The sequence below is a fragment of the Paraburkholderia elongata genome, from assembly GCF_013177735.1.
Classification (GTDB): Bacteria; Pseudomonadota; Gammaproteobacteria; order Burkholderiales; family Burkholderiaceae; genus Paraburkholderia; species Paraburkholderia elongata.
The window spans coordinates 1-25,117 of sequence record NZ_WOEZ01000032.1; the positions used below are offsets into that span (position 1 = coordinate 1).

21 protein-coding genes and 1 pseudogene are annotated in these 25,117 nt (G+C 62.4%); 14 read left to right on the plus strand and 8 right to left on the minus strand.

Translation table 11 applies throughout. From position 1 onward, the window contains the following. The 3 genes from GNZ13_RS05375 to GNZ13_RS05385 all read left to right on the plus strand — a co-directional run. Positions 1-127: DUF3138 family protein (locus tag GNZ13_RS05375; RefSeq protein ID WP_172161193.1), on the plus strand; the 127-nt coding region annotated here is incomplete at its 5' end. A gap of 73 nt (positions 128-200) precedes the next feature. Continuing rightward, positions 201-1,493, plus strand: coding sequence for an NAD(P)/FAD-dependent oxidoreductase (locus GNZ13_RS05380; protein WP_172161195.1), 1,293 nt, complete (start codon positions 201-203; stop codon positions 1,491-1,493). Next, a complete protein-coding gene (locus GNZ13_RS05385) occupies positions 1,493-2,815 on the plus strand; it encodes an NAD(P)/FAD-dependent oxidoreductase (protein ID WP_172161197.1) in 1,323 nt (440 codons plus the stop codon). Before GNZ13_RS05380 ends, GNZ13_RS05385 begins: the two co-directional genes overlap by 1 nt. Here GNZ13_RS05385 and GNZ13_RS05390 read toward each other — a convergent pair. The 5 genes from GNZ13_RS05390 to GNZ13_RS05410 form a co-directional block, all read right to left on the minus strand. Next, positions 2,812-2,985 (minus strand): hypothetical protein, encoded by a 174-nt coding sequence (locus GNZ13_RS05390; RefSeq protein ID WP_216674722.1) that lies wholly within the window; start codon positions 2,983-2,985, stop codon positions 2,812-2,814. The two genes, GNZ13_RS05385 and GNZ13_RS05390, sit on opposite strands and share 4 nt — an antisense overlap. A gap of 10 nt (positions 2,986-2,995) precedes the next feature. Further along, entirely contained in the window at positions 2,996-3,814 is an 819-nt protein-coding gene (locus GNZ13_RS05395) for a MipA/OmpV family protein (protein ID WP_172161199.1), read from the minus strand. Positions 3,815-3,929: 115 nt separating this feature from the next. Beyond that, entirely contained in the window at positions 3,930-7,007 is a 3,078-nt protein-coding gene (locus tag GNZ13_RS05400) for an efflux RND transporter permease subunit (protein WP_172161201.1), read from the minus strand. Then, positions 7,004-8,191, minus strand: coding sequence for an efflux RND transporter periplasmic adaptor subunit (locus GNZ13_RS05405; RefSeq protein ID WP_172161203.1), 1,188 nt, complete (start codon positions 8,189-8,191; stop codon positions 7,004-7,006). The genes GNZ13_RS05400 and GNZ13_RS05405 overlap by 4 nt, the downstream gene beginning before the upstream one ends. A gap of 6 nt (positions 8,192-8,197) precedes the next feature. Continuing rightward, entirely contained in the window at positions 8,198-9,658 is a 1,461-nt protein-coding gene (locus GNZ13_RS05410) for an efflux transporter outer membrane subunit (RefSeq protein WP_172161205.1), read from the minus strand. 493 nt (positions 9,659-10,151) lie between these two features. On the opposite strand from GNZ13_RS05410, the gene GNZ13_RS05415 reads away from it, so the two are divergent. The 4 genes from GNZ13_RS05415 (at position 10,152) to GNZ13_RS05430 (ending at position 13,508) form a co-directional block, all read left to right on the plus strand. After that, positions 10,152-10,853 (plus strand): MlaA family lipoprotein, encoded by a 702-nt coding sequence (locus GNZ13_RS05415; protein WP_407945606.1) that lies wholly within the window; start codon positions 10,152-10,154, stop codon positions 10,851-10,853. Positions 10,854-10,960: 107 nt separating this feature from the next. Next, entirely contained in the window at positions 10,961-11,302 is a 342-nt protein-coding gene (locus GNZ13_RS05420; protein ID WP_172161209.1) for a hypothetical protein, read from the plus strand. Positions 11,303-11,316: 14 nt separating this feature from the next. Then, positions 11,317-12,192, plus strand: a complete 876-nt coding sequence (locus GNZ13_RS05425; RefSeq protein WP_172161211.1) for a lipid A biosynthesis lauroyl acyltransferase — start codon at positions 11,317-11,319, stop codon at positions 12,190-12,192. A gap of 62 nt (positions 12,193-12,254) precedes the next feature. After that, complete coding sequence (locus GNZ13_RS05430) at positions 12,255-13,508, plus strand: glycosyltransferase family 9 protein (RefSeq protein WP_172161213.1); 1,254 nt, start codon at positions 12,255-12,257, stop codon at positions 13,506-13,508. A gap of 409 nt (positions 13,509-13,917) precedes the next feature. Here GNZ13_RS05430 and GNZ13_RS05435 read toward each other — a convergent pair whose 3' ends face one another. After that, positions 13,918-14,799, minus strand: coding sequence for a LysR family transcriptional regulator (locus GNZ13_RS05435; RefSeq protein WP_172161215.1), 882 nt, complete (start codon positions 14,797-14,799; stop codon positions 13,918-13,920). A gap of 280 nt (positions 14,800-15,079) precedes the next feature. Between GNZ13_RS05435 and GNZ13_RS05440 the strand changes: the two genes are divergently transcribed. Genes GNZ13_RS05440 through GNZ13_RS05455 form a run of 4 tightly spaced genes read left to right on the plus strand, consistent with a single transcriptional unit; the run spans position 15,080 to position 19,461 of the window. Continuing rightward, the gene (locus GNZ13_RS05440; RefSeq protein ID WP_172161217.1) at positions 15,080-15,298 is read left to right on the plus strand and encodes a DUF3311 domain-containing protein; all 219 of its coding nucleotides are present in this window, start codon (positions 15,080-15,082) and stop codon (positions 15,296-15,298) included. Beyond that, complete coding sequence (locus GNZ13_RS05445; RefSeq protein WP_172161219.1) at positions 15,295-16,773, plus strand: sodium:solute symporter family protein; 1,479 nt, start codon at positions 15,295-15,297, stop codon at positions 16,771-16,773. The genes GNZ13_RS05440 and GNZ13_RS05445 overlap by 4 nt, the downstream gene beginning before the upstream one ends. 5 nt (positions 16,774-16,778) lie before the next feature. Then, on the plus strand, positions 16,779-17,975 hold the full coding sequence (locus GNZ13_RS05450; protein ID WP_172161221.1) for an amidohydrolase family protein: 1,197 nt from the start codon (positions 16,779-16,781) through the stop codon (positions 17,973-17,975). Positions 17,976-18,009: 34 nt separating this feature from the next. Next, positions 18,010-19,461 (plus strand): amidohydrolase family protein, encoded by a 1,452-nt coding sequence (locus GNZ13_RS05455; RefSeq protein WP_172161223.1) that lies wholly within the window; start codon positions 18,010-18,012, stop codon positions 19,459-19,461. A gap of 54 nt (positions 19,462-19,515) precedes the next feature. Here the strand turns inward: GNZ13_RS05455 and GNZ13_RS05460 are convergent, their stop codons facing one another. Continuing rightward, positions 19,516-20,454 (minus strand): amidohydrolase, encoded by a 939-nt coding sequence (locus tag GNZ13_RS05460; protein ID WP_236001820.1) that lies wholly within the window; start codon positions 20,452-20,454, stop codon positions 19,516-19,518. A gap of 215 nt (positions 20,455-20,669) precedes the next feature. On the opposite strand from GNZ13_RS05460, the pseudogene GNZ13_RS05465 reads away from it, so the two are divergent. Next, positions 20,670-20,837: pseudogene (locus GNZ13_RS05465) on the plus strand (5-oxoproline transporter, DUF979 family subunit); the annotation flags it as partial. A 10-nt stretch (positions 20,838-20,847) separates the two neighbouring features. Next, complete coding sequence (locus GNZ13_RS05470; RefSeq protein WP_172161225.1) at positions 20,848-21,858, plus strand: DUF2891 domain-containing protein; 1,011 nt, start codon at positions 20,848-20,850, stop codon at positions 21,856-21,858. Between the two features lie 30 nt (positions 21,859-21,888). On the opposite strand, the gene GNZ13_RS05475 is transcribed toward GNZ13_RS05470, so the two are convergent. Then, complete coding sequence (locus tag GNZ13_RS05475) at positions 21,889-22,314, minus strand: PRC-barrel domain-containing protein (RefSeq protein WP_172161227.1); 426 nt, start codon at positions 22,312-22,314, stop codon at positions 21,889-21,891. Positions 22,315-22,485: 171 nt separating this feature from the next. Between GNZ13_RS05475 and GNZ13_RS05480 the strand changes: the two genes are divergently transcribed. After that, positions 22,486-24,852, plus strand: a complete 2,367-nt coding sequence (locus GNZ13_RS05480) for a DNA polymerase II (RefSeq protein ID WP_172161229.1) — start codon at positions 22,486-22,488, stop codon at positions 24,850-24,852. The last annotated feature ends 265 nt before the right edge of the window (positions 24,853-25,117 follow it).

The window sequence follows — 25,117 nt, forward strand, 5'->3', positions numbered from 1 at the left end:
CCAGCAGATCACGGTCAAGGTGGAATACCGTCACGACTGGGCGAACAAGCAGGTGTTCCTGAAGAACGACGGTTCGTACGGCAAGTCCAACGACCTGCTCGCGACGCAGTTCATCTACTCGTTCTAAAACGACCCGCCTCATCGCGTGGCCCGGCTTCACCGCGGGCTACGCGCCAAGGCCTCTTCTGCATGCTCTGCCTATGCTCCGATTCTCAAACCAGCCTCACGTCACCTCGTATTACGCAGCAACCGCTAACGACACCACGCGCCACCCTCCGCTCGAAGAAACGCTCAACGTCGACGTCTGTGTGATCGGCGCGGGCCTCACCGGCGTCTCGACTGCGTTGAATCTCGCCGAACGCGGTCATTCGGTCGCGGTGCTCGAAGCATCGAAAGTCGGCTGGGCCGCGAGCGGCCGCAACGGTGGCCAGTTGATCGGCGGCTTTGCCTGCGATATCGACACATTCGCGAAGTTCATGCCCGCGGATGACGTGAAGCGTGTTTGGGACATGGGGCTCGAAACCCTGGATATCGTCAAGGAACGCGTCGCGAAGCATCAGATCGACTGCGACCTGACCATCGGTTATCTGACTGCGGCGAACAAGCCGCGCGATACGGATGCGCTGCAGAAATGGCGCGACGAAGCGCAACGGCGCTTCGGCTATGACCGCTACAGCTATGTCGACGCCGATGGTGTCGGCGACTATGTTCAATCGCAGCGCTACCTCGGCGGATTGTTCGATGCCGACAGCGGCCATCTGCACCCTCTGAATTACACGCTCGGTCTGGCGCGCGCTGCACGCGCTGCCGGCGTACAGATTTTCGAAGACAGTTGCGTCACTGCGCTGCGTCAGGAAAACGGCCGGCATGTGGCCGAAACCGCGCGCGGCAAGGTGAATGCGCAATTCGTCGTGCTCGCCTGCAATACCTACCTCGGTGAACTCGCGCCGGATGTCGCCAGCAAGATCATGCCGGTCGGCACCTACGTGATTGCCACCGAACCGCTCGACCCCGATCGCGCGGAAGCGCTCATGCCAGCAAAAGCGGCCGTGTGCGACAGCCGCTTCGTGCTGGACTATTTCCGGCCTGCCCCCGACAACCGCCTGCTGTGGGGCGGTAAAGTCAGCTATTCGAAGCTCGCGCCGCGCAACCTCGGTGAGGCGATGCGCCGCGATATGCTGAAGACCTTCCCGCAACTCGACGATGTCAAAATCGACTATGCGTGGGGCGGTTTCGTCGACATTACGATGAATCGTGCGCCGCATTTCGGCCGGCTGTCGCCTACGGTGTATTTCGCGCAGGGCTTCTCCGGCCACGGCGTGAACACCACCGGGCTCGCGGGTAAGCTGATCGCCGAAGCGATCGACGGCCAGGCTTCGCGCTTCGATCTGTTCGGCAAGATTCGTCACCGCGACTTCCCCGGCGGCGCTACACTGCGCACCCCTGCTCTCGTGCTCGCGATGGCCTGGTATCGAATGAAGGACCTGCTTTGATGAATGCTCCGACTCCCGGCTTTAACACCCTCGACCGCCGCGCCGATGCGCTGATCGCCAACTCCTACTACGAAGCGAGCGCCGCGCGTCCGCTTGCCGACGATCCGATGCTCGACGGCATCGTGGAAGCCGATGTCTGCGTGATCGGCGCGGGCTTCTCCGGTTTGTCGGTGGCGTTGGAATGCCGGGCGCGCGGGTTGTCGGTGGTGGTGCTCGATGCGCACCGTCCGGGTTGGGGGGCGTCGGGCCGCAACGGCGGGCAGACGCTGGTCGGTTTCGCGAAAGACGAAATCATCGAACGACAACTCGGACTCGACGGCGCCCGCGCTGCGTGGGCGATGTCCGTGGAAGGTGTCGCTTTGGTGCGCGAGCGCATCGAGCGTTACGGCATCGATTGCGATTTCACCTCCGGCTATCTGACGGTGGCCATCAAACCGAAGCGCGTACCGGATTTGCGTTCGTGGATGGAGTCAGCCTCACAACGCTGGGGTTATACGAAACTCTCGTGGCTCGATACCGACGAAGTGCGTTCACGGGTCGCTTCGCAACGCTATCTGGCCGGCGTCTACGATCCGTTTTCCGGCCATCTGCACCCGCTCAAATACTGCCTCGGTCTCGCCGACGCAGCGCGTCGTGAAGGCGCCCAATTGTTCGCGCATTCGCCGGTGATCGAAGTCGTGCGTGGTGCACGGCCTATCGTGCGCACCGCTCACGGCGAGGTGCGCTGCCGCTTCGTCGCGGCATGCGGCAATGCGACGATCGGCGACGTGTTGCCCGCGCCGGTAGCCGCACGCATCGCGCCGATTGCGTCGTATATCGTCGCCACGGAGCCGCTCGGCAAAGCACGCGCCGGCGCCCTGATCGAAGGGCGCGAGGCGATTTGCGATAACAACTTCTTCCTCGATTACTTCCGTCTGTCGGCTGATCATCGCGTGCTGTTCGGCGGGCGCGCGAGTTCGACCGGCGCGTCGCCCGTGCAACTCGGTGAAGAGATTCGCAAGCGCATGATCGGCGTGTTCCCGCAGCTCGACGATGTACGAATCGACTATGCGTGGGGCGGTTTTGTCGACGTGACGCGCAATCGCGCGCCCGATTTCGGCTCGATTGATCCAAACTACTTCTATGTGCAGGGCTTTTCCGGGCATGGCGTGGCGTTGACCGGGATTGCCGGACGCGTCATTGCAAAGGCGATGGCCGGTGAGACAGCGGCCTTCGATCTGTTCGCCCAGTTGCGGCATGCGCGCTTTCCTGGTGGGCCAGCGTTGCGTGGGCCGGCGCTTGAACTCGGGATGATGTATCACCGGATTCTTGAGTTGTTTTAGGAGGCTTTCCAGTCATGCGTGGCACGGTTCCAGTCATTCCCGCGTCCAACCCCGTAGCTTGCCTCCGACAGTGTGCCGAAAATGTCGGTCTCGATACCTGCGGCCAACAACGCCTGCCGGATCATGTTGGCCAGGCGTGGGGGATCTTCGACGAGTGCGACTCTCGACATGGACCTATGCTCAATTGAATTGATAGAGATAACCAGTCTTGCCCTGCGGAATGTAGCGCTTGCCGACCAGCGGGCTGTTGGTAATACCGCTGCCGAGATGCGCCACGCCAATGTCGAAGCTGACCATCTGGTGACGTGTAAAGTGATAGTCGAACCGCGCCCCAACTGAGGTGTCGAACGTCGACGTTCCGTTATACGCCGCACGGCCAGGTCGAGCCTCCGACGCCCGGACACCGTAATAATAGTCAACGTATTTCCGGCTGAGCCATTCGGCGCCCACGTGCGGTTCGATCGATAATCTACCGAAGCTGAACGCCTTGCCAAAGTCGAGACTGGCCATCTGCCCTTTGTTTCCGCCGGTCATGAAATCACCGGTCAGGTTCCCGTATCCGGTGCGCCAGGCCAGCGCGGGACCGAACCAGAACGCGCCGTTGCGATCCTGCATACCGTTGAGGATTGGTGCATCGGAACTTTTGTAGCCGTCGCCGAGTGCGTACTTGCCGCGCAGCGCCACCGACACATGATCCCAGGTGCCGATCTTCAGGTCGATAGTCGTGCCAACCGCGTGAACCCATTTATCGTCGAAAAACAGCAATGGGATAGGCGAGAATTTGGTTCCGTAACCTTTATATGGCGCCTGCTCGAACCCGGCGCCGACGCCAAGCCCCCAGTGCGTGACATTGGTTGCATTACTCAGTATAGCGAATCCTGTATCGTCGACGTCCGGCGGCTCCGCGCTTACTCCATCGGCCCAGGCAACGCCCGAATGCAACAGGACTGAAGCGACGGCCAGCAACAGCTGGCGTTCCCGGCGATAAACTATTTTCACAGTCGTTCCTTGTGGTGGGGTCAGCGTCGGGCAAACTTTAGTGCGCGTCGACTTACTGCCCACTTACCGAAACAGGCGTTTCAAGAATTCGCTACCGGGAGCCGCGTCGCATCTGTCACAGTGCGGTCCGCGAGTCGGTCTGACTGGGTTTGGACGGTTCGAAACGGCGCTTCAAGGCGTTGCGCGGGCGTTCGAAATACATGAACACTACCGGCACGACGAGCAGGCTGAGCGCCGTGGACGTCAACAGACCACCTATCACCGCAAATGCCATGGGCTGGCGAAAACTGGCGTCCGCGCCGAAGCCGAGCGCGATCGGCAACAGGCCCGCGGTCATCGCGACCGTGGTCATCACAATGGCTCGCGCACGCTTCATGCAGGCGTCCACGATCGCACTCGCGAGCGGAAGACCCGCGTCGAGGTTGCGGATCGCGTAGTCGACCAGCAGGATCGAGTTCTTCGTGACGATACCCATCAGCATGATCAGACCGACCATCGAAGGCACGTCCAGCTCGCTGCGCGTGAGTAGCAGAAGCAGGAACGATCCACCGAGACATAGCGGCAGTGCGCACAAAATTGTCACCGGCTGCAGGAAGTCCCTGAACAGCAGAACGAGCAGCAGGTAGACGCAGAACACGCCGGTCACCATCGCCATCAGGAAACTGGACGACAACTCGGCCATCGTGTCCGCATCGCCGTCTTCGAGCAACTGGACGCCGGCAGGCAAAGTCTGGACCGCCGGCAGCGCCTTGACTGCCAGCAATGAGTCGCCGAGAGACGCGCCGCCCAGATCGGCGGATATCGTGACGTATCGCTTGCGGTCGAAGCGGTTGATCTGTGCAAGCCCGCTACCGAGCGACACATTGGCAATCGAGCCGAGCGGCACGAGGCCGTCGCGTCCCTTCAGCCGCAGATCGGACACTGCGCCGATATCCTCCAGCGAGTGATTGCCGAGCCGCACACGCAGATAGATCTGCCGGTCGTCGAGATTGAGCCGCGCCAGTTGAGTGTCGAAGTCGCCGGCGGTGGCAATGCGCACGGCCTCGCCGATGGTCGCCGTGCTGATGCCCCGATTCGCCGCAGCCGCCATGTCGGGACGAATCACGATCTCCGGACGCTCGATGCTCGCCGTCGAAGCGACATTGAAGAGGCCCGGCACGCCGCGCATCTCGTTGGCGACGCGGCGTGCGCTTTCGGTCAGTACCGATGTATTGTTACCGCTCAGGATGATCTGGAATTTCTGGCCGAGGCCGCCACCGCTCACCGAAAAGCGCGCACCGGGCACGCTCGACAGACGCTCGCGCACCTCCGCTTCGATGCTTGCCTGATCCGCTCGGCCACCTCGCGCCGCGAGCTCGAGCGTCATGGTGCCGAAGCGCACACCGGTGGTCTGCACCGCCTCGAAGCTGGTGCTCGCATTGTTGCCGGCGACGCTGAAGATGGTCTCGATGCCCGGCAATCCCGCCAGACGCTGCTGCGCGCTGCGCTCCACGGCGAGCGTATCGCCGAGCGAACTGCCCGGCGCGAGCTCGACGTTGACGGTGATATAGCCGCGATCCGATGCCGGCACGAAACCTCTGGAAATAAACGGCACGAGCACAACCGAACCGATCATGAATGCCAGCGTCAGCAGTAGCGTCGTCTTGCGGTGCGCGAGACACCAGCCGACCATCCGCCGGTATCGCCGCATAACTCGCGACGGCGCGTCATCGTGCGACGGTATCGGTTTGAGAAAGGCCACCGCCATCATCGGCGTGAGCAGGCGCGCCACCAGCAGGGACATCAGAACGGCGACCACCGCGGTCCAGCCAAACTGCTTGAAGAACAATCCCGGCACGCCGCCCATCAGCGCGGTCGGCAGAAAGATGGCGACCAGCGTCAGCGTGGTCGCCGTCACCGGCAGTGCGATTTCGGTGACGGCATCCGTCGCTGCCCGCAATAGCGGCTTGCCCATCCGCACGTGCCGCTCGATGTTCTCGATCTCGACAATCGCGTCGTCGACCAGCACGCCGACCACAACTGCCAGCGCAAGCAAGGTCAGCGTGTTCAGCGAGTAGCCGAGCCATTGCATCGTCGCGAAGGTCGGCAGGATCGACAAGGGCAACGCGGTTGCGGCCACCAGCGTCGCGCGGCGATCGCGCAGAAACCACCACACCACCAGCACGGCAAGCAGCGCGCCTTCGTAGAGCATGTCCATCGAGCCGCGGTACTGCTCGCGCGTATAGTCGACCGTGCTCGAGATCAGTTGCGCGCTGAAGGTCGCATCCGCCGCGTGCAGATTGCGCAGCGCCTCGTCGACGCCGGCTGCGATGCGGGTCTCGTCGGCCCCTTTCGAGCGGTAGATGCGAAAGCCGACCACCCGGCGTTCGCCAAGCGTGGCGGCTTCGAGCGGTTCGGCGACGCTGTCGCGCACGCTCGCCACACGGTCCAGTGTGAGCCAGCGGCCATCGGCCAGTGAGATCGGAAAACGCGCGAGGCTGGACGCTTGCGGCACGGTGCCAACCACGCGCATCGACTGCTCCCCCTCGCCCAGCCGCCCGCGGCCGCCCGACGCGTCCATCTGCATGAGACGCAGCGCATGCGACAGATCGACTGCCGTCAGCCCCGCCGACGTGAGCTTCGCCGGGTCCACCACGACCTCCACTTCGCGCGACACGCCGCCCACCCGCTCAATCCGTGCGACACCGGGCACTGCCAGCACCGCCTTGCTCACCGTATCGTCCACGTACCACGACAGATCGACTTCGCTGAGCCGGGAAGAGCTCGCCGCAAACGTCATGATCGGCTGCGAATCGCTGCGCACCGCGGTCACGACCGGCGGGTCCATGTCGGCCGGGAAGTCCGTGCGGATGCGATCGAGCGCGTCCTTCGCCTCGTTGAGCGCATCCGACAGGTTGCGGCCGATGAACAGCTTCACTTCGATATGCACCTGCCCGTCGACGATCGCCGTGGTCTGGTGCTTGATGCCTTGCAAGGTGGCGAGTGCGTCCTCGGCTTTGCGCGCGACGTCCGTCTCAAGTTGCGCGGGCGCGGCGCCCGGCAACGACAACACCACGTTCAGCGTCGGCAGGTCGAGGTCCGGCATGTCCTGTACCGGCAGACTCTTGAAACCCCACAACCCCGCGAGCGACAGGAAGATAAACAGCACGATCACCGGAATCCGGTGATGAATCGGCCAGGAGGCGAAGTTCATTGGGCAGCTCCGATGAGCGTAGCAGGCAGCGTGGCGTTGCCTGGGATGACCGTGACGACGTCGCCCTCGTTGAGCAGGGACGCGCCGTCGGCGACGAGCCGTTCGCTACCCGATAGCCCGCTCACGATTTCGACCGCGCGGCCATCGCGCCGGCCGGTTTGCACCTCGCGCAGCGTGACGCGTTGCACGCCGCCGCGCCCGACCACCTCTGCGACGTGGCTGCGGCCGTCATGCATCGCCAGTGCGGAGTCCGGCACCAGCAGCGCGTCGCTATCACCACGCACGATCTGGCCCGACACATACATGCCCGCGCGAGCGTGCGAACCCGCTTCGAGGTCCGCGTACACGATCGCCACATGCGATTGCGTATCCAACGCCGGCGCGATGTGCACGACCGTGCCGCCCGCCTTGCTGCCGTCCGGCAGGCGCACCACGACCCGCTGACCGGCCGCGATCGACGCCACCTCGGCGGGCGCCACCTCGGCCTGCCATTGCAGCCGGTCCTGACGGATCAGCCGGAACAATTCCTGGCCCACCGGCGCGACCGATCCGAGTGTCGCGCTACGGGCGCTGATCGTGCCGTCGTCCGGCGCGATCACGTCGGCGTTATGCAGGTCGATCTGACGCGCCTGCAGCTGCGCACGCGCGGCTTGCTCCTGCGCGCGAGTCACGGCGGCCGTGGTCCGATATTGCAGCAGGTCCTGTTTGCTGATGCCGCCGCTGTCCTTCATCTCGAGCGCGCGCGCCTCGTTCGCACGCCCCTGCTCGGCCGCCGCTTTGGCTTGAGCCAGCGCCGCGGCCGCCTGAGCGACATCCGCCTGCAGCATCGTCGTGTCGTAGCGGGCCAGCAATTGACCGCGCCTAACCGAGCTGCCTGTATCGACGCGAATCTCGGCGAGACGCGCACCGGCCAGCAGCGAGCGGATCGACGCTTCCTGCCACGGCGCGATCGAGCCGGACACCGCCACACTGTCCGGTAGGCGCACACGATAAGGGGCGGTAAGCGAGACCGTAAGCGCGCTCGCAGCTGGCGGTTGCGCTTGCGTGGCTGGACGGCCATGTAGTGCGACACCCGCCAGACCGGCAGCCAGCAACCCACTCAGGAGCGCGCCAAGAATCACGTTGCGCCGGGTCGCCCACATGCCGCGCCAACGTACGACGCGGCGATTGAACGGCTGTGACATATCCTCTTACTCCTGGTACATGGGTGTGGTGACGAACGCGGCCGCGTTGCCCGACGCGCGCACGATATCGATCCATGCCTGGATGCTGGCGCGCGCGGCATCGATGGCGGTCTGGTCGGCGGCCTCGCGTTGACGGCGCGTGTCTTCCAGCTGGAAGAGGTTGACCGCACCCGCCCGCCACTGCGACTCGGTTGCATCGAGCGTGGCCCGCGCGGCATCGCGGGCGCGGATCGCCGCCGCGAGTCGCTCGCTTGCATGGGACTGCTCGGCGAGCGCGTCTTCGATGTCCTGGGCGGTGTTACGCAAGGTCGAATGCAAGGACGCGAGCGCGGCGAGATAGCGCGCGGTGGCCGCGTCGACCGAAGCCGCGCCACCGCCCGCATCGAAAAGGGGCGCGCCGATACCTGAGATTAGCGACCAGCCCAGAAACGACAGTGTGCTGCCCGACGCCGAGATCCAGTTGCCCGTCAGTGCCGATGTGAGATTGATGACCGGCAGACGGTTGGCGCGTGCAACGCCGATCTCCGCATACGTCGCCGCGGCTTCACGCTCCGCCGCGATCACGGCCGGATGACGCGATAGCACTGTCGCTGGCAAAGCCAGCGCGACTTGCGGAACGCGTGGGTAACCCGGCTCCTTTTGCTGATCTGTGGCAAAGCCCGTCAACGTGATGCGCGCGTCGATCTCCGTCGCTGTCAAACCGCTCAACGCGACCAGCGCGTCACGGTCCTTCACGCAACTCTCGTCCTGCGAGATCAGGCTCGCGCGGGCATCCTCGAGGCCGCTGATTGCGCGGCTCTCGTCGACCGGAGGCGCGAAGCCGAGCGCAACGCGGCGACGCGTCAATGCGAGATCGCGTTCGCGCGACGCAATGTCGTCGCGCTTCACACCGAGGCCGAAGCGGCACGCCCGCAACGACACCAGCGCGCCCGCAACCTGGCTCGACACTAAGAGCCGCGCGGACTGCGCATCGGCGTTGCGCGCATCGAGCCGGCTCGCCGCCGCATCCTGCGCGTCGCGCAACCGTCCGAACAGATCGATTTCCCATGCGAAGGTGGGACCGCCCGTAATCGAATTGCCGACCTGGGTGGTGCTCGCTCCGCTGGCCGACTGGACGCGGGCGCGTCCACCGCTGCCATTCACACTAATCTGAGGATGACTGAGCGAGGTCTTTAAACCCAGCGTGGCGCGCGCCTCGGCAAGATGAGCATCAGCCAGCGCCAGCGACGGGCTGCTGGCCAACGCGGACTCGATCAGGCCGCTGAGGACGGGATCGTCGAGCGCGGACCACCAATCTTCGTTCGGTGGCAGCAGAAACGCCGGATTGCCCGACTGATTCGCCCATACCAGGTGATCGTTGAAATGTGCAGGCGCGTAGGGCGACTGGGTCGAACACGCAGTGGTAGCGGCAAGCACGCAGTACGTAACAGCACACGCTGCCTCACGAACAAAACGCTCAGCGAGCACGCGTTCGCCCCCGCCGATGAGCGCAACCCGACGGGGATATTACGGGCAACGCGAGGAAAATAATCGTCAGTTGGGTGTCATGCTCATCGGTCATCGCCATAGCACTCGTCGGTCGTGTAGAGCCCGCACCCAGGATCGTGCCGGCCGCATGGCTGGACAATTCCCGCACGGGAGATGCTGCATCATGGCGGCTACCGACTTACCCGCCACTTACTGGCGCAGACATCGCTCCGCGAGTTGCGCGTTACATCGATGCAAGCGCACCAACGCACGTGCGCCCGTGTGCCAAACCTCCAGCGCGGGTGGCACATAAGGGGGTTGCACAGTGCTAGCGGTAAGGGACCGCAAGGTGATCGGTAAGTGGCCGGTAAGTCTTCCGGTCGCACCATCGAATCGACTGTCCTTCGCCACGGCCACTGCGCCGCATGGTTAGTACCCCTTTTGTCATTCTTGTACCTGGAGTCCCGCGATGAAACGGTGCGATCTGAATACGTTGGCGCTCGCCGCCACGGTGCTTCTTTCATCGGGATGCGCGACGGGGCCCGGGCGTACCGCCGGCGACCCGCTTGAACCGATGAACCGGACCATTTACTCGTTCAACGACAAGGTCGACACCTATGTTGCCAAACCGACCGCGAAGGCCTATCAGAAGGTGATGCCGACACCGGTGCAAACCGCAGTGCGCAATTTTTTCTCCAACCTTGGCGATATCGGCAACTTTGCCAATGACCTGCTGCAACTGAAAGCGACGGACGCGAGCGAGGATGTGGTGCGCTTTGCGTTCAACTCCACCTTGGGGATTGGCGGCCTGATCGACTGGGCGACGCCCGCGGGCCTGCCCAAGCACCATCAGGATTTTGGGTTGACGCTTGCTCACTATGGCGTACCGATCGGGCCATATCTGGTGATGCCGTTGTTCGGCCCGAGCAGCGTGCGGGATGTGAGTAACGTCGTCGTCGACAGCTTCCTCAACCCGTTCGCGGCAGCGCCGGTTGCTGTCCGGGCATCGGTGGCCGGCACCCGCTTTGTCAGCGCCCGCGCCGATCTGCTGAGCGCGTCGAATCTGCTTTCGCAGGCCGCGATCGATCCCTATTCATTCACTCGCGACCTCTACCTGCAGAGGCGCCGCATGCTCTCGACGAAATCCGGCGACGCCGACAAGTTGCCGGACTACCCAGATCCCTCGCCTCAATAGCTGCATGGCCGACGCATGACGGTCTGCGCAGCTCACCGTTAAGTGTCAGTTAAGCCATGCGCATCCAGCATGAAGACCGAGTTCATCTGACTGTGGGGAGCGTGTCCATGAAAGCCAGTACTGCGACCGCACTGCGCGCCAACCTTGTGCTCTTTTCGGTTTCGACAGCTATCGCGATCGTCCCGTGCGTCAGTCTCGCGTCACTGCTCGGCCTGCTCGACGACGGCACGCCTACATTGCCTTACCTGGGCAGCATTTTTCTGCTCGCCGCCCTGATTATGCTGGTGCTGCGCTGGAGCGCACGGCGAGCGTTCGATGCTGCGAGGCAAGCGCATAAGGTTCAACTAATTGAAAAGCACGATCTCGAAGCATCGATTGACGATGACTGCCCCTTTGCGTGGCTGGTCCAGATGCATCTTGAACTGCGTGGCCATCAATGTATCAATTGACAATGGACTTAGGCATGAAAATTCTCGGTTATTGGCTGCTGCTCGGTTTGCTGCGGCTACTGTCGGTTCTGCCGTACGCGCTGGTCGCGAGAGCCGGCAATACGCTTGGCGCCGCGCTGTACAAGCTGCCGAGCCACCGCAGGCACGTGGTGCTCGTCAATCTACGCCTGTGCTTCCCGCTGAAAACCGAGCGCGAGCGCGAAGACCTTGCGCTCGCCCATTTCCAGCACGTTGTGCGCAGCTATCTGGAGCGGGGCTTTCAGTGGTTCGGCAGTTTGCGCACGATCGAGCGGCTGGTCGAAATGGACAGTCGCATCGATCTGCACGATCCGCACGCACCGCCTACAATATTCATGGGCTTTCACTTCGTCGGAATCGAGGTAGGTTGCATGCTGTATTCCTCGCGCCTGCCGGTCGCCGCGCTTTACACGCGCATGTCGAACACGCGTGTCTGTGAGCTTGCGCGGCGTCAGCGGGGACGGTTTGGTGCAGATATGATCGAACGCAGCGCGAGTGCGAAACATGTTGTCAGGCTGCTGCGCTCAGGCATTCCCGTGATGCTGGCGGCGGACATGGACCACGGAACAACGGGTTCGGTGTTCGCGCCGTTCTTCGGTGTGCCGGCCTGCACGCTCACTTCCGTATCACGTCTCGCGAAGTTGGGCGGTGCGCGCGTCGTGCCCTTTGTGACCGAGGTATTACCCGCATTTCGCGGCTATAAGCTGACGATCTTCGATCCGCTCGAAAACTTTCCCACAGACAGCGAAACGCTTGACGCACGCACGATGAACACGTTTCTTGAAAGGCAAATCCTGCGCCTTCCCGACCAGTACTACTGGGTCCACAGGCGCTTCAAACACCGCCCGGCAGGCATGCCCGCGGTCTACTGAAATTTTGCTTGCGACAGCTGCCGGGTCGGTACTGTCGTGCAGATCCACCCACAGAGCGCTACATGGCCGCACTTTTCCCCGATGCCACCCCGCCCCGCTCGATCCTCGTGATCTGTACCGGCCGTATCGGCGACGTGTTGCTCAGCACCCCTGTGGTGCGCTCGCTGAAAGCGCGTTGGCCCGATGCGCAGATCGATATGCTGGTGTTCGAAGGCGCCGGCGAGGTGCTGGAAAACAATCCCGACATCAGATGTGTCATCTGTATTACACCTCATGCGAAGCTAACTGAGCGTGTTGCGGATGTCCGCAAAATCTGGGGCAAATACGATCTTGGATGCTCACTGCGAACGTCCAGTCTCGCCAGTTTTCTTTGCTGGATGGCAGGACGCAAGCGCATCGGCATCGTCGCGCCTGCTCGCAGAAGCTGGCTCAAGAAGTTGATGCTGAACCGCTTTGTGATCGAACATGGCCACAGCGTGCATACCGTCCAAAGCGGTGTGTCGCTCATGGCTTTGCTTGGCATCACGCCCCGTTTCGAAGTCGTCCCGCCCGCGGTGCTGAATCAGCCTGCGCAGCTCGAACAACTGGATCCGCTGCTCGCGTCCACAAACGGCAAGCCCTACGCGGTGGTGCACATGTATCCGCGGTATACCTACAAAATGTGGCACGCCGAAGGTTGGATCGCCGTGCTGGCGTTCCTGCACGCACGCGGCTATGCCGTCGTACTGACAGGCGGCCCGGCGGCAGCTGAAGTGACGTATGCGCGCGATATTTGCGAGCGGACCGGAATCAAAGCCATCAATCTGGTCGGAAAGCTGAGCCTCGCGGCAACCGCCGAAGTGATTCGCCGTGCGCGGCTCTTCGTCGGCCCCGACACCTCGGCCTCGCATATCGCGGCTGCCACCGGCACCCCGACAATCGCGCTGTTCGGCCCATCGAATCCGGTTCGCTGGGGACCGTGGCCAAAGGGCTGGACCGGCAGCAGCCCCTGGCTCACCTCCGGCTCCGGGCAGCGCGGCAACGTCTATCTGCTTCAGGGCACAGGCGCGTGTGTGCCCTGCAAGCTGGAGGGCTGCGAAGCCCACGTCGACAGCTGGAGCGATTGCCTGTTGACGCTTGACGCAAACCGGGTAATAGACGTTGCGACAGAACTGCTGGGTATTGCGCCCGATATTGCACCCAATATTGCGCCCGACCGGCGGCGCCGCATTCCAATCGTCGCGCAGCCCTTTGCCGGCGCGCGCCTTGAAATGGCCGATGTCGGTAATCGCCCGGTGCAAGCAAATCCCGACCCTTCTCTGGAGATCACGCTATGACCGCCTTTCGTTTTACCGTGCCCCTTATCCTGTTCACTGCCGCGTGTTCGCCAGCGTATATCTGTCCCCGCGCAAAAGGAGACAAGGGCGGCCGTTTTTAAAATGAACTGACGACGTGAGAACTCCATTGCGGAACTCCTTAAACCCAATACTCAGGAGGCAATCAGTTAGGTTTACCGACAGAGTTGTGCAGTTTGACTCCAACTCAACCGATCGGACCGCACGGAAGGTGAACCCATCGCTGCGCCAGGCGCAGCCATTGTGTGGCCTTGCAACTTACCAGACACTTACCATGGCCGCGGCGTCAGCGAGCGACTGTCCGACTGAGCGCTGACCCCGCAGTGGTGTATGCAGATCACCGCCGAAGAGCGCCGCTTAGGGCACTATCTGCTGGTGCGGCACAGCTGCCTTATCGGCGCTGCGGCCCGAGCATACGCGCCAACGCACGCGCGAGTTCCTTGACAGCGGCATCGGCCGTCGGGCGGTGAAGCAGCGCGATATCCATAGTTTCGATTGAAGGCAGCCCGCTTTTGGGTGTCAGCACGGCGTGATCCGCCGTCACCGCGCGCGCAGGCAGGAGGCTGATGCCGAGACCATCGGCAACGGCCGCCTGGATTCCGCTCAAACTCGAACTGATGAAGCTCATCCGCCAGCGGCGTCCGAGTCCCTCGATCGCGTTGGTCATGTCGTCACGGTACAGCCCGCGCGGCGGAAACGCGACGATGGGAATCGGATCAAGCTGGATCGAAGGATTCTTCGCACTGTCGATCCACCTCAATTGCTCCGGCCAGCACGCGACTGCCTCGCGGCTGTTGCGCCGCTGCTTCACGAGGATCAGATCGAGTTCGCCACGATCGTAGCTATTGCTCAGGTCGCGGCTCAATCCGCTCGTCACTTCCAGCTTGACCTGCGGATGCTTGCGGTTGAACGCGGCGAGCATATGGGTTGTCGGCCCGCCGACGAAATCTTCCGGTACACCCAGCCGGACAGTCAGCCCCACCGTCGCGCCCGACAGCGCCTCAAACATTTCATCGTTGAGGGCAAGCATCCGGCGTGCATAGGCGAGCAGGGTTTCTCCGGCATCGGTCGGAGTCACGTCACGACTGCCTCGCTCGAGAAGCTTGTGTCCCGCCATGTCCTCCAGACGCCGCACTTTCTGGCTCACCGTGGACTGCGTGGAATGAAGCCGTGCGGAAGCCGCAGTAAAAGTGCCGCAATCGGCCACCATGACGATGGCCTTCAGCAGATCCAGATCGAACAACGGTGTACGTGCTTTGGCGTTGTGTTTCATCGAACCATTTGATCTTTGAATGCGGACGCCGATTTCTATCACGCATCAGGCAGGCTGGCAATCGCGCGCGGACCTCATGAACGGCACATCGCTGCTCCGCTGCAGTCAGGCAACGCTGCGCCTGACAACGGCATACATCTGACTAATAGTATTTGATTTTCAACTGATTGGCATTTGAACATTTAATTTTTGAATGCCGGACGAGATGGATAACATCAAGCGATGTCGACAAAAGAAAAACCCCATGACGAGACACGCAAGACACCCCAGGAGGGACCCTATGAAACTTCGCTTTCTGCTGGCCGCGTTGCCGTTCATCGGCATCTATTCGGGCGGCACGCTCGCCGCCGGCAGACCCCTCCTGTTCGGCCTGCCGTTTCTGCTCGTGTGGAATCTGTTCTGGATGGCTGCAACGGCCGCCATCCTCGCAATCATCTATTGCCTTGACAGCCGTGACGAAGCAGCGCGCGGGAGCGAGCGCACGGGAGACGGACAATGAACGCCGCACTCGTCATCATCATCCTGTTTGCCCTCTTCGCGCTGGCGGTCGGCCTGTACGCGCGTCGCGGCAAGACGCTCAGCCTGGAACAATGGGCCGTCGGCGGGCGCGGCTTCGGGTCGCTGCTTACCTTCCTGCTGATGGCCGGTGAGGCTTTCTCGACCTTCTCGTTTCTCGGCGCGAGTGGCTGGACCTATAGCAAGGGGGTACCGGCGTTCTACATCCTGTCGTACGGCTGTCTCGCGTACGTGTTCGGTTACTGGATGCTGCCCGCCATCTGGCGCTACGCGAAGGAACACGGCCTCGTGTCGTTCGCCGATTATTTCGCTTCGAAGTACGACAGCCGCGCCATCGGCGTGCTGGTGTCGGTGGTGGCCGTCTTCGCGATGGTGTCGTTGCTGATCATCCAGTTACGCGGTCTCGGCATTATCGTCTCCGAGATGTCATATGGCCTGATCTCGCAGGAAACGGCCATCTGGATCAGCGCGACGCTGATGGTCCTGTACATGAGCGTCTCCGGCATCCACGGTTCGGCAAGCATTGCGATCTTCAAGGATGTGCTGATCCTCGGTCTCGCGATTTTCCTCGGCACGTATTTGCCACTCCACTACTTCGGCGGCTTTGGCGAGATGTTCGCGCGCATCGACGCCGTGCATCCGGAACTGCTGCGCATGCCGGAGCGCGGCTTCAATCTGAGCTGGTACAACTCGACACTCCTGCTGACATCGCTTGGCTACTACCTGTACCCACACGGCTTCACTGCCGTCTACGTGGCACGCGACGCGTCGGCGCTGCGCAAGAACACCATGCTGATGGCGATCTACCAGGTGTTGATCGCGTTCCTGTTCCTCGTCGGTTTCGCCGCCGTGTTGACCGTGCACGGGCTCGAAGGCGCGCAAACCGATCTCGCGCTGCTGCGGCTCGTCAAACAGACTTTCCCGTCGTGGTTCGTCGGGATCGTCGGCGGCGCCGGTCTGCTTACAGCATTGGTGCCAGGCTCGCTGATCATGCTCAACGCGTCGACGATGATCGCCCGCAACATCTACCGCGAAGGCTTCGCACCACAGGCGAGCGACAGGCAAGTCGGCCGCGTCGCACGAATCGCGCTGCCCCTGTTCACGCTGGTTGTCGTCTACTTCGTGCTGCGTGGCGGTTCGAACTTCGTCGCCCTTGCGATCTTCTCGTCGAGCCTGCTGACGCAACTCGTACCCATGCTCGCCTCGAGTTTCCTGAAGCGCCCGTTCGGCACCCGGGAAGCGGCATTCGGCGGCATCTTCGCGGGCGCGATCGTGCTGGCGCTGGTGAACTGGCGCGGTATGACGCTGGCCTCTGTTTTCCCGGGCGCGCCCATCGCTTTTACCTCCATCAACACGGGCCTCGTCGCGCTGTTCGCCAATGCAGTGGTGTTCATCGCGATCAGCGCCGCGCAGCGCGCGCTGCGAGCCCGTATCGCCACTTCCGTCGAATCGGCTTGACCAATATGACTCGCTCTCTTCTTCTCTCCAACGTCCGGCTGGCTGACGGCCAACCGGTTTCCGTTTCAATTGTCGACGATCGCGTCGCGGCGCTCGGGCCGCATGTCGAAGCGCAACCTGATGCTCTGGCCGAAGACGGCGGCGGCGCGTTGCTGCTGCCGGGTTTCGTCGAAGGGCACACGCACCTCGACAAAAGCCACTGGGGCCGGTCGTGGTATCGCAACGAGGTCGGACCTGCACTCGTCGACCGGATCAACAACGAGCGCGAATGGCGCAAGACGTCGGGACACGATGCGGCCATCCAGTCGCTCGCGCTGGCGCGGGCATTCGTGCAGGCAGGCACGACACGCCTGCGCACCCATGTCGACGTCGATACCGACGCGGGGATCCGTTACGTCGAAGGCGTGCTCAGCACACGGCAGACGATGCGCGATGTGCTCGACATGCAGATCGTCGCGTTTCCCCAGTCGGGGATGTTGATCCGTCCAGGCACGGTCGAACTGCTCGGCAGCGCGCTCGCCGCAGGCGCCGACGTACTCGGCGCGCTCGATCCTGCGTTGATCGACGGCGATCCCGTCGCGTCGCTGAACGCGACCTTCGGGCTGGCGGAACGCTACCGCAAGCCGATCGATATCCATCTGCACGAACCCGGTGAAGTCGGCGCATTCACGCTGAAACTGCTGCTCGATCGCGTCGAGGCGATGGGCATGCAGGGTCAGGTGGTCGTCAGCCACGCGTTCTGCCTCGGCGCATTACCGGAACGTGAGCGCGACGTGCTGCTCGAACGGATCGCGCATCTGCGCGTGGCGCTTCTGACCAGCGCGCCGCCGTCTCGCCCCGTTCCGCCGCTCAAGATTTGCAGGGACAAAGGCGTCACGATCTTCGGCGGCAACGATGGCATTCGCGACACCTGGTCGCCGTATGGCGTACCGGACATGCTCGAGCGCGCGATGCTGATCGGCATGCGCTACGACTTGCGGCGCGACGACGACCTCGCGATTGCATTCGACTGCGTGAGCGACGCTGCGGCTCGAGGTTGCGGTTTCGCCGACTACGGCCTGCGCGTCGGCGCACGCGCGGACCTCGTGCTGGTCGATGCGAAATGCGTCGCGCATGCCGTGGTTGCCCGGCCGAGGCGCAAGCTGGTCATCGCGAACGGACGCATCGTCGTGCGCGACGGCGAACTGGTCAACGCTGTGTAACCGTGCACGAGCACCTCACAATAAGAGTCCGTATATGAACCATAAGCAACAGGTCGACATCCTGATCGAGCACGGCTGCGTGATCACACTCGATCCCTCTCGTCGCGTCATCGAGGATGGTGCAGTGGCCATCAAGGGCGAACGCATCGTCGCCGTCGGCGAGACCCGCGCGCTCGCGCAACAATACCAGGCAGACCGCGTGATCGACGCACGCCGCAAGGCAGTGCTGCCAGGCCTGATCGACGCGCATGCCCACGCCGGGCACGCGATGCTCAGGACGATTGGCGGCGCGAACGGCGATGCGTGGTCGGCGGCGTGCGAGGCGATCTATACGCGCGCATCGGACGAAACGTTCTGGGAAATGGAATCGCATCTTGCGGCACTGGAACGCCTCAAGGCGGGTGTGACGACGGGCGTATCGCTGCTCGGCGGCGGCGATTCGATCATGCGCGTCGACGACCCCGTGTATGCGCGGCGGCACTGTGACGCGGTGGTCAGAACGGGCACCCGCTCGATCGTCGCGATCGGACCTTCGCGACCACCGGAACCGCGCGCCTACACCCGGCACGGCGCGAACGGCAGCGTGACGCGCGATATCGATTTCGCGCAGATGTACGACGTGTGCAAGGACATCATCGACGCATGCCACGGTGACGCGAACGGCCGCATCCAGATTGCGTTGACGCTGCCCGTCTATGCACCGCAGCACTATCCCGAGCACGCGGCGTACGAACACGTCTTCCGGCTTCAGGCCGAACGCTACACGGCGTTGGCCCGCGCACGCGGTCTAAGCCTGACGCAGGATGGCCATCGCGCCGGCTCGCTGGATTTCGCGCATCGCGAGCTGGGACTGCTGAACGCGAAGTCGTTCATGTCGCACGCCATCGATCTCACCGCCGCGGACATCGCGGCGTGCGTCGAGACAGGCGCCTCGATCGTGCACAACCCAAGCGCGATCATGTCGATTATCGGACGTTGCCCGGTGCCGGAACTCATCGATGCCGGCGTGACGGTGGCGATCGGGTCGGATGGCGCGGCGCCCGACCGGGGCTACGACATGTTCCGCCATATGTGGCAATGCATGCACTACCACCGCCGTCATTTTCGTGACCCGGACGTCCTGCCGCACGGCAAGGTGCTCGAAATGGTCACGATCGACGCTGCCAAGGCGCTGTCACTCGACGACGAGCTCGGTTCGCTCGAAGTGGGCAAGCAAGCCGACATCATTCTGGTCGACCTGTACAAGCCGCACCTCATGCCGATGAATATGCCCGTCCATCGCTTCACCTGCTTCGCGAATGCCGGCGACGTGTGCATGACGATGGTCGGCGGCAAAATCCTGATGGAGGACTACCGGGTGCTATCGGTCGACGAAGGAGACATACTCGAGCGCGTGTCGGCGGCCGCGGATCGCGCGTTCGACCGCACAGGTCTGCGTCATCTGCTGGAAACGCCGCCAACGCTGTGGAAGCGTAGTCATTATTGAGGCCGGAGCGGGCTTGCGGCACGTCACACACCGGCTTTTTGCCGGATGGCGGTTTCAGTCGGCGATGCCTTGTCCGGGCGTCGTGACCTTGAAATGCAAACGGGACGAATCGCCCCAGAATCGCCCGCTTCGAACGATGGCCCGATCAGCAGGTGCGGCAGCAACGGCGGCAGCGGCGTTCGGCGCTTTCACCACGACGAACGTCGCCTCATTGCCGACCTTTAGTCCGTAGCCGCTTTTCCCCAGCACGGCGGCTCCTGCTTCCGTCGCCATGTCCAACGCGACGCGCAACGCTTCATCCGTATAGAAACCGGAGCGGTAACCAACCAGCATGGCTCGTTGCAACATGTCGCCGTTGCCATACGGCCACCACGCGTCCTGAATGTTGTCGTTACCGGTGAACACACGCACACCTGCCGCGCGTAGTTGCAGGATCGGCGGGAACGCGCGGTCGCCCGGCGCATTCGTCATGATCGATACGCCGGCTTCCGCCAGCGCGACGGCGACACGATCGACCACCTCGGGCACGACGTCGCCGAGCCCGTAGGCGTGGCTCACCGATACCCGGCCGTTCAACCCCGTCGCCCTGGTGCGCGCAGCAATGCGGTGCAGTTGATCAATACCTTGCTGCCCCGGCTCATGAAGGTGAATATCGATTTTCACACCGCGCTTTTCAGCAATGTCAAAGACAATGTCGAGCTGGCCTTCAGCGTCGCCATCCAACGTTGTCGGATCGATACCGCCCACGACCTGCGCGCCTTCACGGGCTGCTGCATCAAGAATCTCCGCCGTGCCGGGGCACGACACGACACCCGCCTGCGGGAACGCGACGAGTTCGATATCCACGACGCCGCGCCATGTCTCGCGCGCTTCCATGACGGCATGCAGATTGGCCAGACCCGTCGTCGCGTCGACGTCGACATGACTGCGCATCGCAATGGTGCCGAACGACGCAGCCTGGCGGATCAGCGCATCGGCGCGACCACCCGTCATCCTTAGCGTTTACCCCAAAAAAACGCATTTTGCCGACTATTTATCGATAAATTCCCGTGTTAGATTTCGTCGCCTGCGATCCCCGCAATCCATTCACGTCGTGCGCCTGACGCCGCTCGAGCGCGATCTGTCGCGCAAGATGAACATGCAGGCAATGGAACGGGGACAGGGATGAGGTATCGCACGATGATGATCAAGCTCGAATCCCTCTACGTTTCTGCGGCACTTTGATGACCCCAATGGCTGCCAACTTCAATATCGTGCCGGCTGCGCTGCTGGAACTGAAAGACCAGAATGGCGTGATCAAGGCGCAGTGGCCGACCGCTTTACTATTGTTGATCGTCGATACCATACTGTTGTACCTGTTCGTATTCCGCTTTTGAGGAGGCGCCGATGACCATTCAACTCACGCCCGAATTCGCGTCCAAATTCGCCAATCTGGCACTCGCCCACCTCACGCGCGAGTATCCGAACAAGCTGACCCACTCGCTTGCCGGCCCGCAAGACGTGCAAGGCCCGCGCGCATTGCATCCGATTTTTTACGGCAGCTACGACTGGCATTCGTGCGTGCATGGCTACTGGCTAATCCTGCATCTGCTCGACCGCTTTCCCGATCTGCCTGATGCAGCGCGCATCATCGCGGTGGTCGACGAGCATTTCACCGAAGCGAATGTGGCCGGCGAGCTCGCGTATCTCGATCTGCCGCTCAACCGCGGTTTCGAGCGCCCGTATGGGTGGGCGTGGCTGCTCGCGCTGAGCGCGCAACTCCAGTCGCTGAAGCTATCGGAAGCCGCACGCTGGTCCAAAACTTTTGCGCCGCTTACCGAGGCCTTTGTCGAGCGCTTCGAGGAATTTTTGCCGAAGGCGACCTACCCGTTGCGCGTCGGTACGCACTTCAACATGGCATTCGCGCTCGCGCTCACGCTCGATTTCGCGCGGCAAACTTCACGTGAATCGCTTGAAGCGCTGCTGGTGAATACGGCAGAGCGCTGGTTTCTGAACGACGTCGCGTGCCAGGCATGGGAGCCCGCCGGCGACGAGTTCTTGTCGCCTTCGCTGATGGAAGCGGAATTGATGCGGCGCATCTTGCCGCCCGCGCAATTCGTCGAATGGTTCGGGCGTTTTCTGCCGGATCTCGGCGCGAAGAAGCCCGCCACACTGTTCGAACCCGTCACCGTGACCGACCGCACCGATGGCAAGATCGCCCACCTGGATGGCCTGAATCTGAGCCGCGCATGGTGCCAGCGGTCGTTGGCGCGCGCGCTGCCCACCGGCGACGTGCGCCGCACAGTATTGTTCGATTCGGCCGAGTGTCATCTTCAGACCGCCCTGCCGCACGTTGCCGGCGACTATATGGGCGAACACTGGCTGGGGACGTTCGCCACGCTCGCTTTGGAAGCGTGATTCAGCCCCCGAATCCGCCGGCTCCGTGCATTACTGGCCGGTCAGCTTTTTAGGCTTCGGCGGCGTCTGGACTTTGTTGTACTGAAACTCGGGCGTCGCCTTCAAGGCGTCCTTGGTCGCGCCGGCCAGATAGAAATTCCCTGAACGAATATCGAGCGCCGCGACGGGCACCGCTACGTCATGCGACGCCACGCCCAGAAATCCACCGGCGGCGACGATTGCAGCGGACAGCGAGCCATCGGGAGCGATCACCAGATCGCGGATCGAACCGATCTTTTCGTTCTGGTCGTTATATACGGCCTTGCCGAGAATGCTCTTCTTCACACTCCAGCCGCTCAGCAGCGCATTCGATTGCTCGACCGTGACGCTCAAGGGTTGCGTACCGGCGACTTGCGCCTGCGCGCCAAAGCTGGTTGCAGCTACCGCGACCACAACAACAAGTTTGCTCAAATTCATATCGTTCACTCCGTTCTTGGTGGACTTGATCGGCGCATGGCCTGCGCCGAAGGAATCGCTGCAAAACGATCATACAGACTGCGCGGCGCGTCTGCATCCAGCCGAGCAACGGCCACAACCGCATAACGGTAAAATCGAGCCAGGCGATGACGCCCGTTTAGAGGTGGAAGTTTGACTGAGCTTGAACAGGGTTTCATTCTGACCCGACACTGGCGGGACACGCCCGCCGGCACGGAAGTGGATTTCTGGCTGGCAACAGACGGCGGGGCGCGTCACGTCCGCCTGCGCCCTCAGCCTTCGGTGGCCTTCATTCCGGCGGAGCACCGGGAGCGTGCAGAAACGATCCTGCGCCGTGAAGCACCGCTCGATCTGCGCCCGCTCGAACTGTGCGATTTCCAGCATCGGGCGGTGATGGGGCTTTACTGCCCGCAGTACCGGCAATTGACAGGCTTCGAGAAGCGTCTGAAACAAGGCGGCGTCGATGTCTACGAGGCCGACATTTTCCCACCCGAGCGCTACATGATGGAGCGGTTCATCACTGCGCCGGTGTGGTTCGGTGGCGATGCGCAGCATGGCGGCCCGCTTCTGAACAGCGAATTGAAGCCGGCCACGAACTACCGGCCGCGATTGAAGCTGGTGTCGCTCGATATCGAAACCAGCGCGCACGCCGAGCTCTATTCCATCGCGCTCGAAGGTTGCGGACAGCGTCAGGTTTATATGCTGGGACCGCCGAACGGCGACGCCGGCGGTGTCGACTTCGACCTCGAATACTGCGAGACCCGCGCGCAGCTGCTCGAAAAACTGAACACGTGGCTGGAACGGCACGATCCTGACGCGATCATCGGCTGGAACCTTGTGCAGTTCGATTTGCGTGTGCTGCAGCAGCACGCCGAACAATATCGCGTGCCGCTGCGACTCGGCCGCGGCGGCGCAGTGATGGAATGGCGTGAGCACGGTCACAAACAGAACCACTTCTTCGCGGGTGCCGCAGGAAGATTGATCATCGACGGTATCGAAGCGTTGCGGTCCGCAACGTGGAGTTTCCCTTCGTTCAGCCTCGAATTTGTAGCGCGGTCCGTGTTGGGGGAAGGCAAGTCGATCGACAATCCCTATCAGCGCATGGATGAAATCCAGCGCCGCTTCGACGAAGACAAGCCCGCGCTCGCGCAGTACAACCTGAAAGATTGCGAGCTGGTCACACGCATCTTTGCGAAGACCGAGTTGCTGCCGTTTCTATTGGAGCGCGCAACGGTCACCGGCCTGCCGGCGGACCGAAGCGGTGGATCGGTCGCGGCATTCACGCATCTGTATATGCCGCGAATGCATCGGCAAGGCTATGTCGCGCCGAACCTCGGCGACGTAGCCGGTGCCGCGAGCCCCGGTGGCTTCGTGATGGATTCACGGCCCGGCCTCTACGATTCCGTTCTGGTGCTCGACTACAAGAGCCTGTACCCGTCGATCATCCGTACGTTTCTGATCGACCCGGTGGGTCTCGTGAAAGGCATGCTGAATCCCGGTGACGATCAATCGGTGCCGGGCTTTCTCGGCGCACGCTTCTCGCGCACACGCCATTGTTTGCCGTCGATCGTCGGCCAGGTGTGGCAGGGGCGCGAAGCCGCCAAACGCGAGCACAACAAGCCGCTTTCGCAGGCGTTGAAGATCATCATGAACGCCTTCTACGGCGTGCTCGGATCCACGGGTTGCCGATTCTTCGACCCGCGTCTCGCGTCGTCGATCACCATGCGCGGCCATGAAATCATGCACGCCACGCGCAAGCTGATAGAGGCGCAAGGCTACGAGGTCATTTATGGCGACACGGATTCGACTTTCGTGTGGCTGAGGCGCGCGCACAGCGAAGAAGAAGCGAGCCGCATTGGCCGCGCGCTCGTCGAACATATCAACGTGTGGTGGCGGCAGAATCTGCAAGAGCGTTTCGGCCTCGAGAGCGCACTCGAGTTGCAATTCGAGCGGCACTACAAGCGCTTCTTCATGCCGACGATTCGCGGCGCCGAGGAAGGCAGCAAGAAACGCTATGCCGGGCTGACTGTTTTGCCGGACGGCAGCGAGGACATCGTCTACAAAGGGCTCGAAACGGTGCGGACCGATTGGACGCCACTCGCCCAGCAATTCCAGCAGGAACTCTATCGGCGAATCTTCAAGCAACAGCCGTATCAGGACTATGTGCGCGACTACGTTCGCGATACGTTGGCAGGAAAACTGGACGAACAGCTCGTGTACCGCAAGCGGCTGCGCCGCTCGCTCGGCGACTACGAGCGCAACGTGCCGCCGCATGTGCGCGCGGCACGTGTGGCCGACGAGTTCAACGGGCAACAGGGGCGTCCGTTGCAATACCAGAACGGCGGCTGGATCAGCTATGTGATGACGACCGCCGGACCGGAGCCACTCGAAACGTTGCGCTCGGCGATCGACTACGAACACTATCTGACACGGCAGTTGCAACCGGTCGCCGACGCGATCCTCCCGCTCTTGCGCGACGACTTTACGACCTTGATGTCGGGGCAGAAGCAGTTGTTCTGACTCGGTGCCCCTATATAGCGCGCCCGCCCGAAGCCTGCTCCTTGTGAAACATCTGGAAGCTCCCTCAGACCAATACCTAATATCGGGCAGACGGACATTCACAATGGTTTGATCCGCCAATAGAATCAAGTTGCCATAGTGCCCCTTCTCGCTCCTGGTATTGACACTTTGCAGCAAGGGAAAGACTTCGGAACGATCTCGAACATTTCAGGCACTTCAGCGCCATGACCTTGCGACTGTATGCGTGCGTGAACTAGCCTTAGAG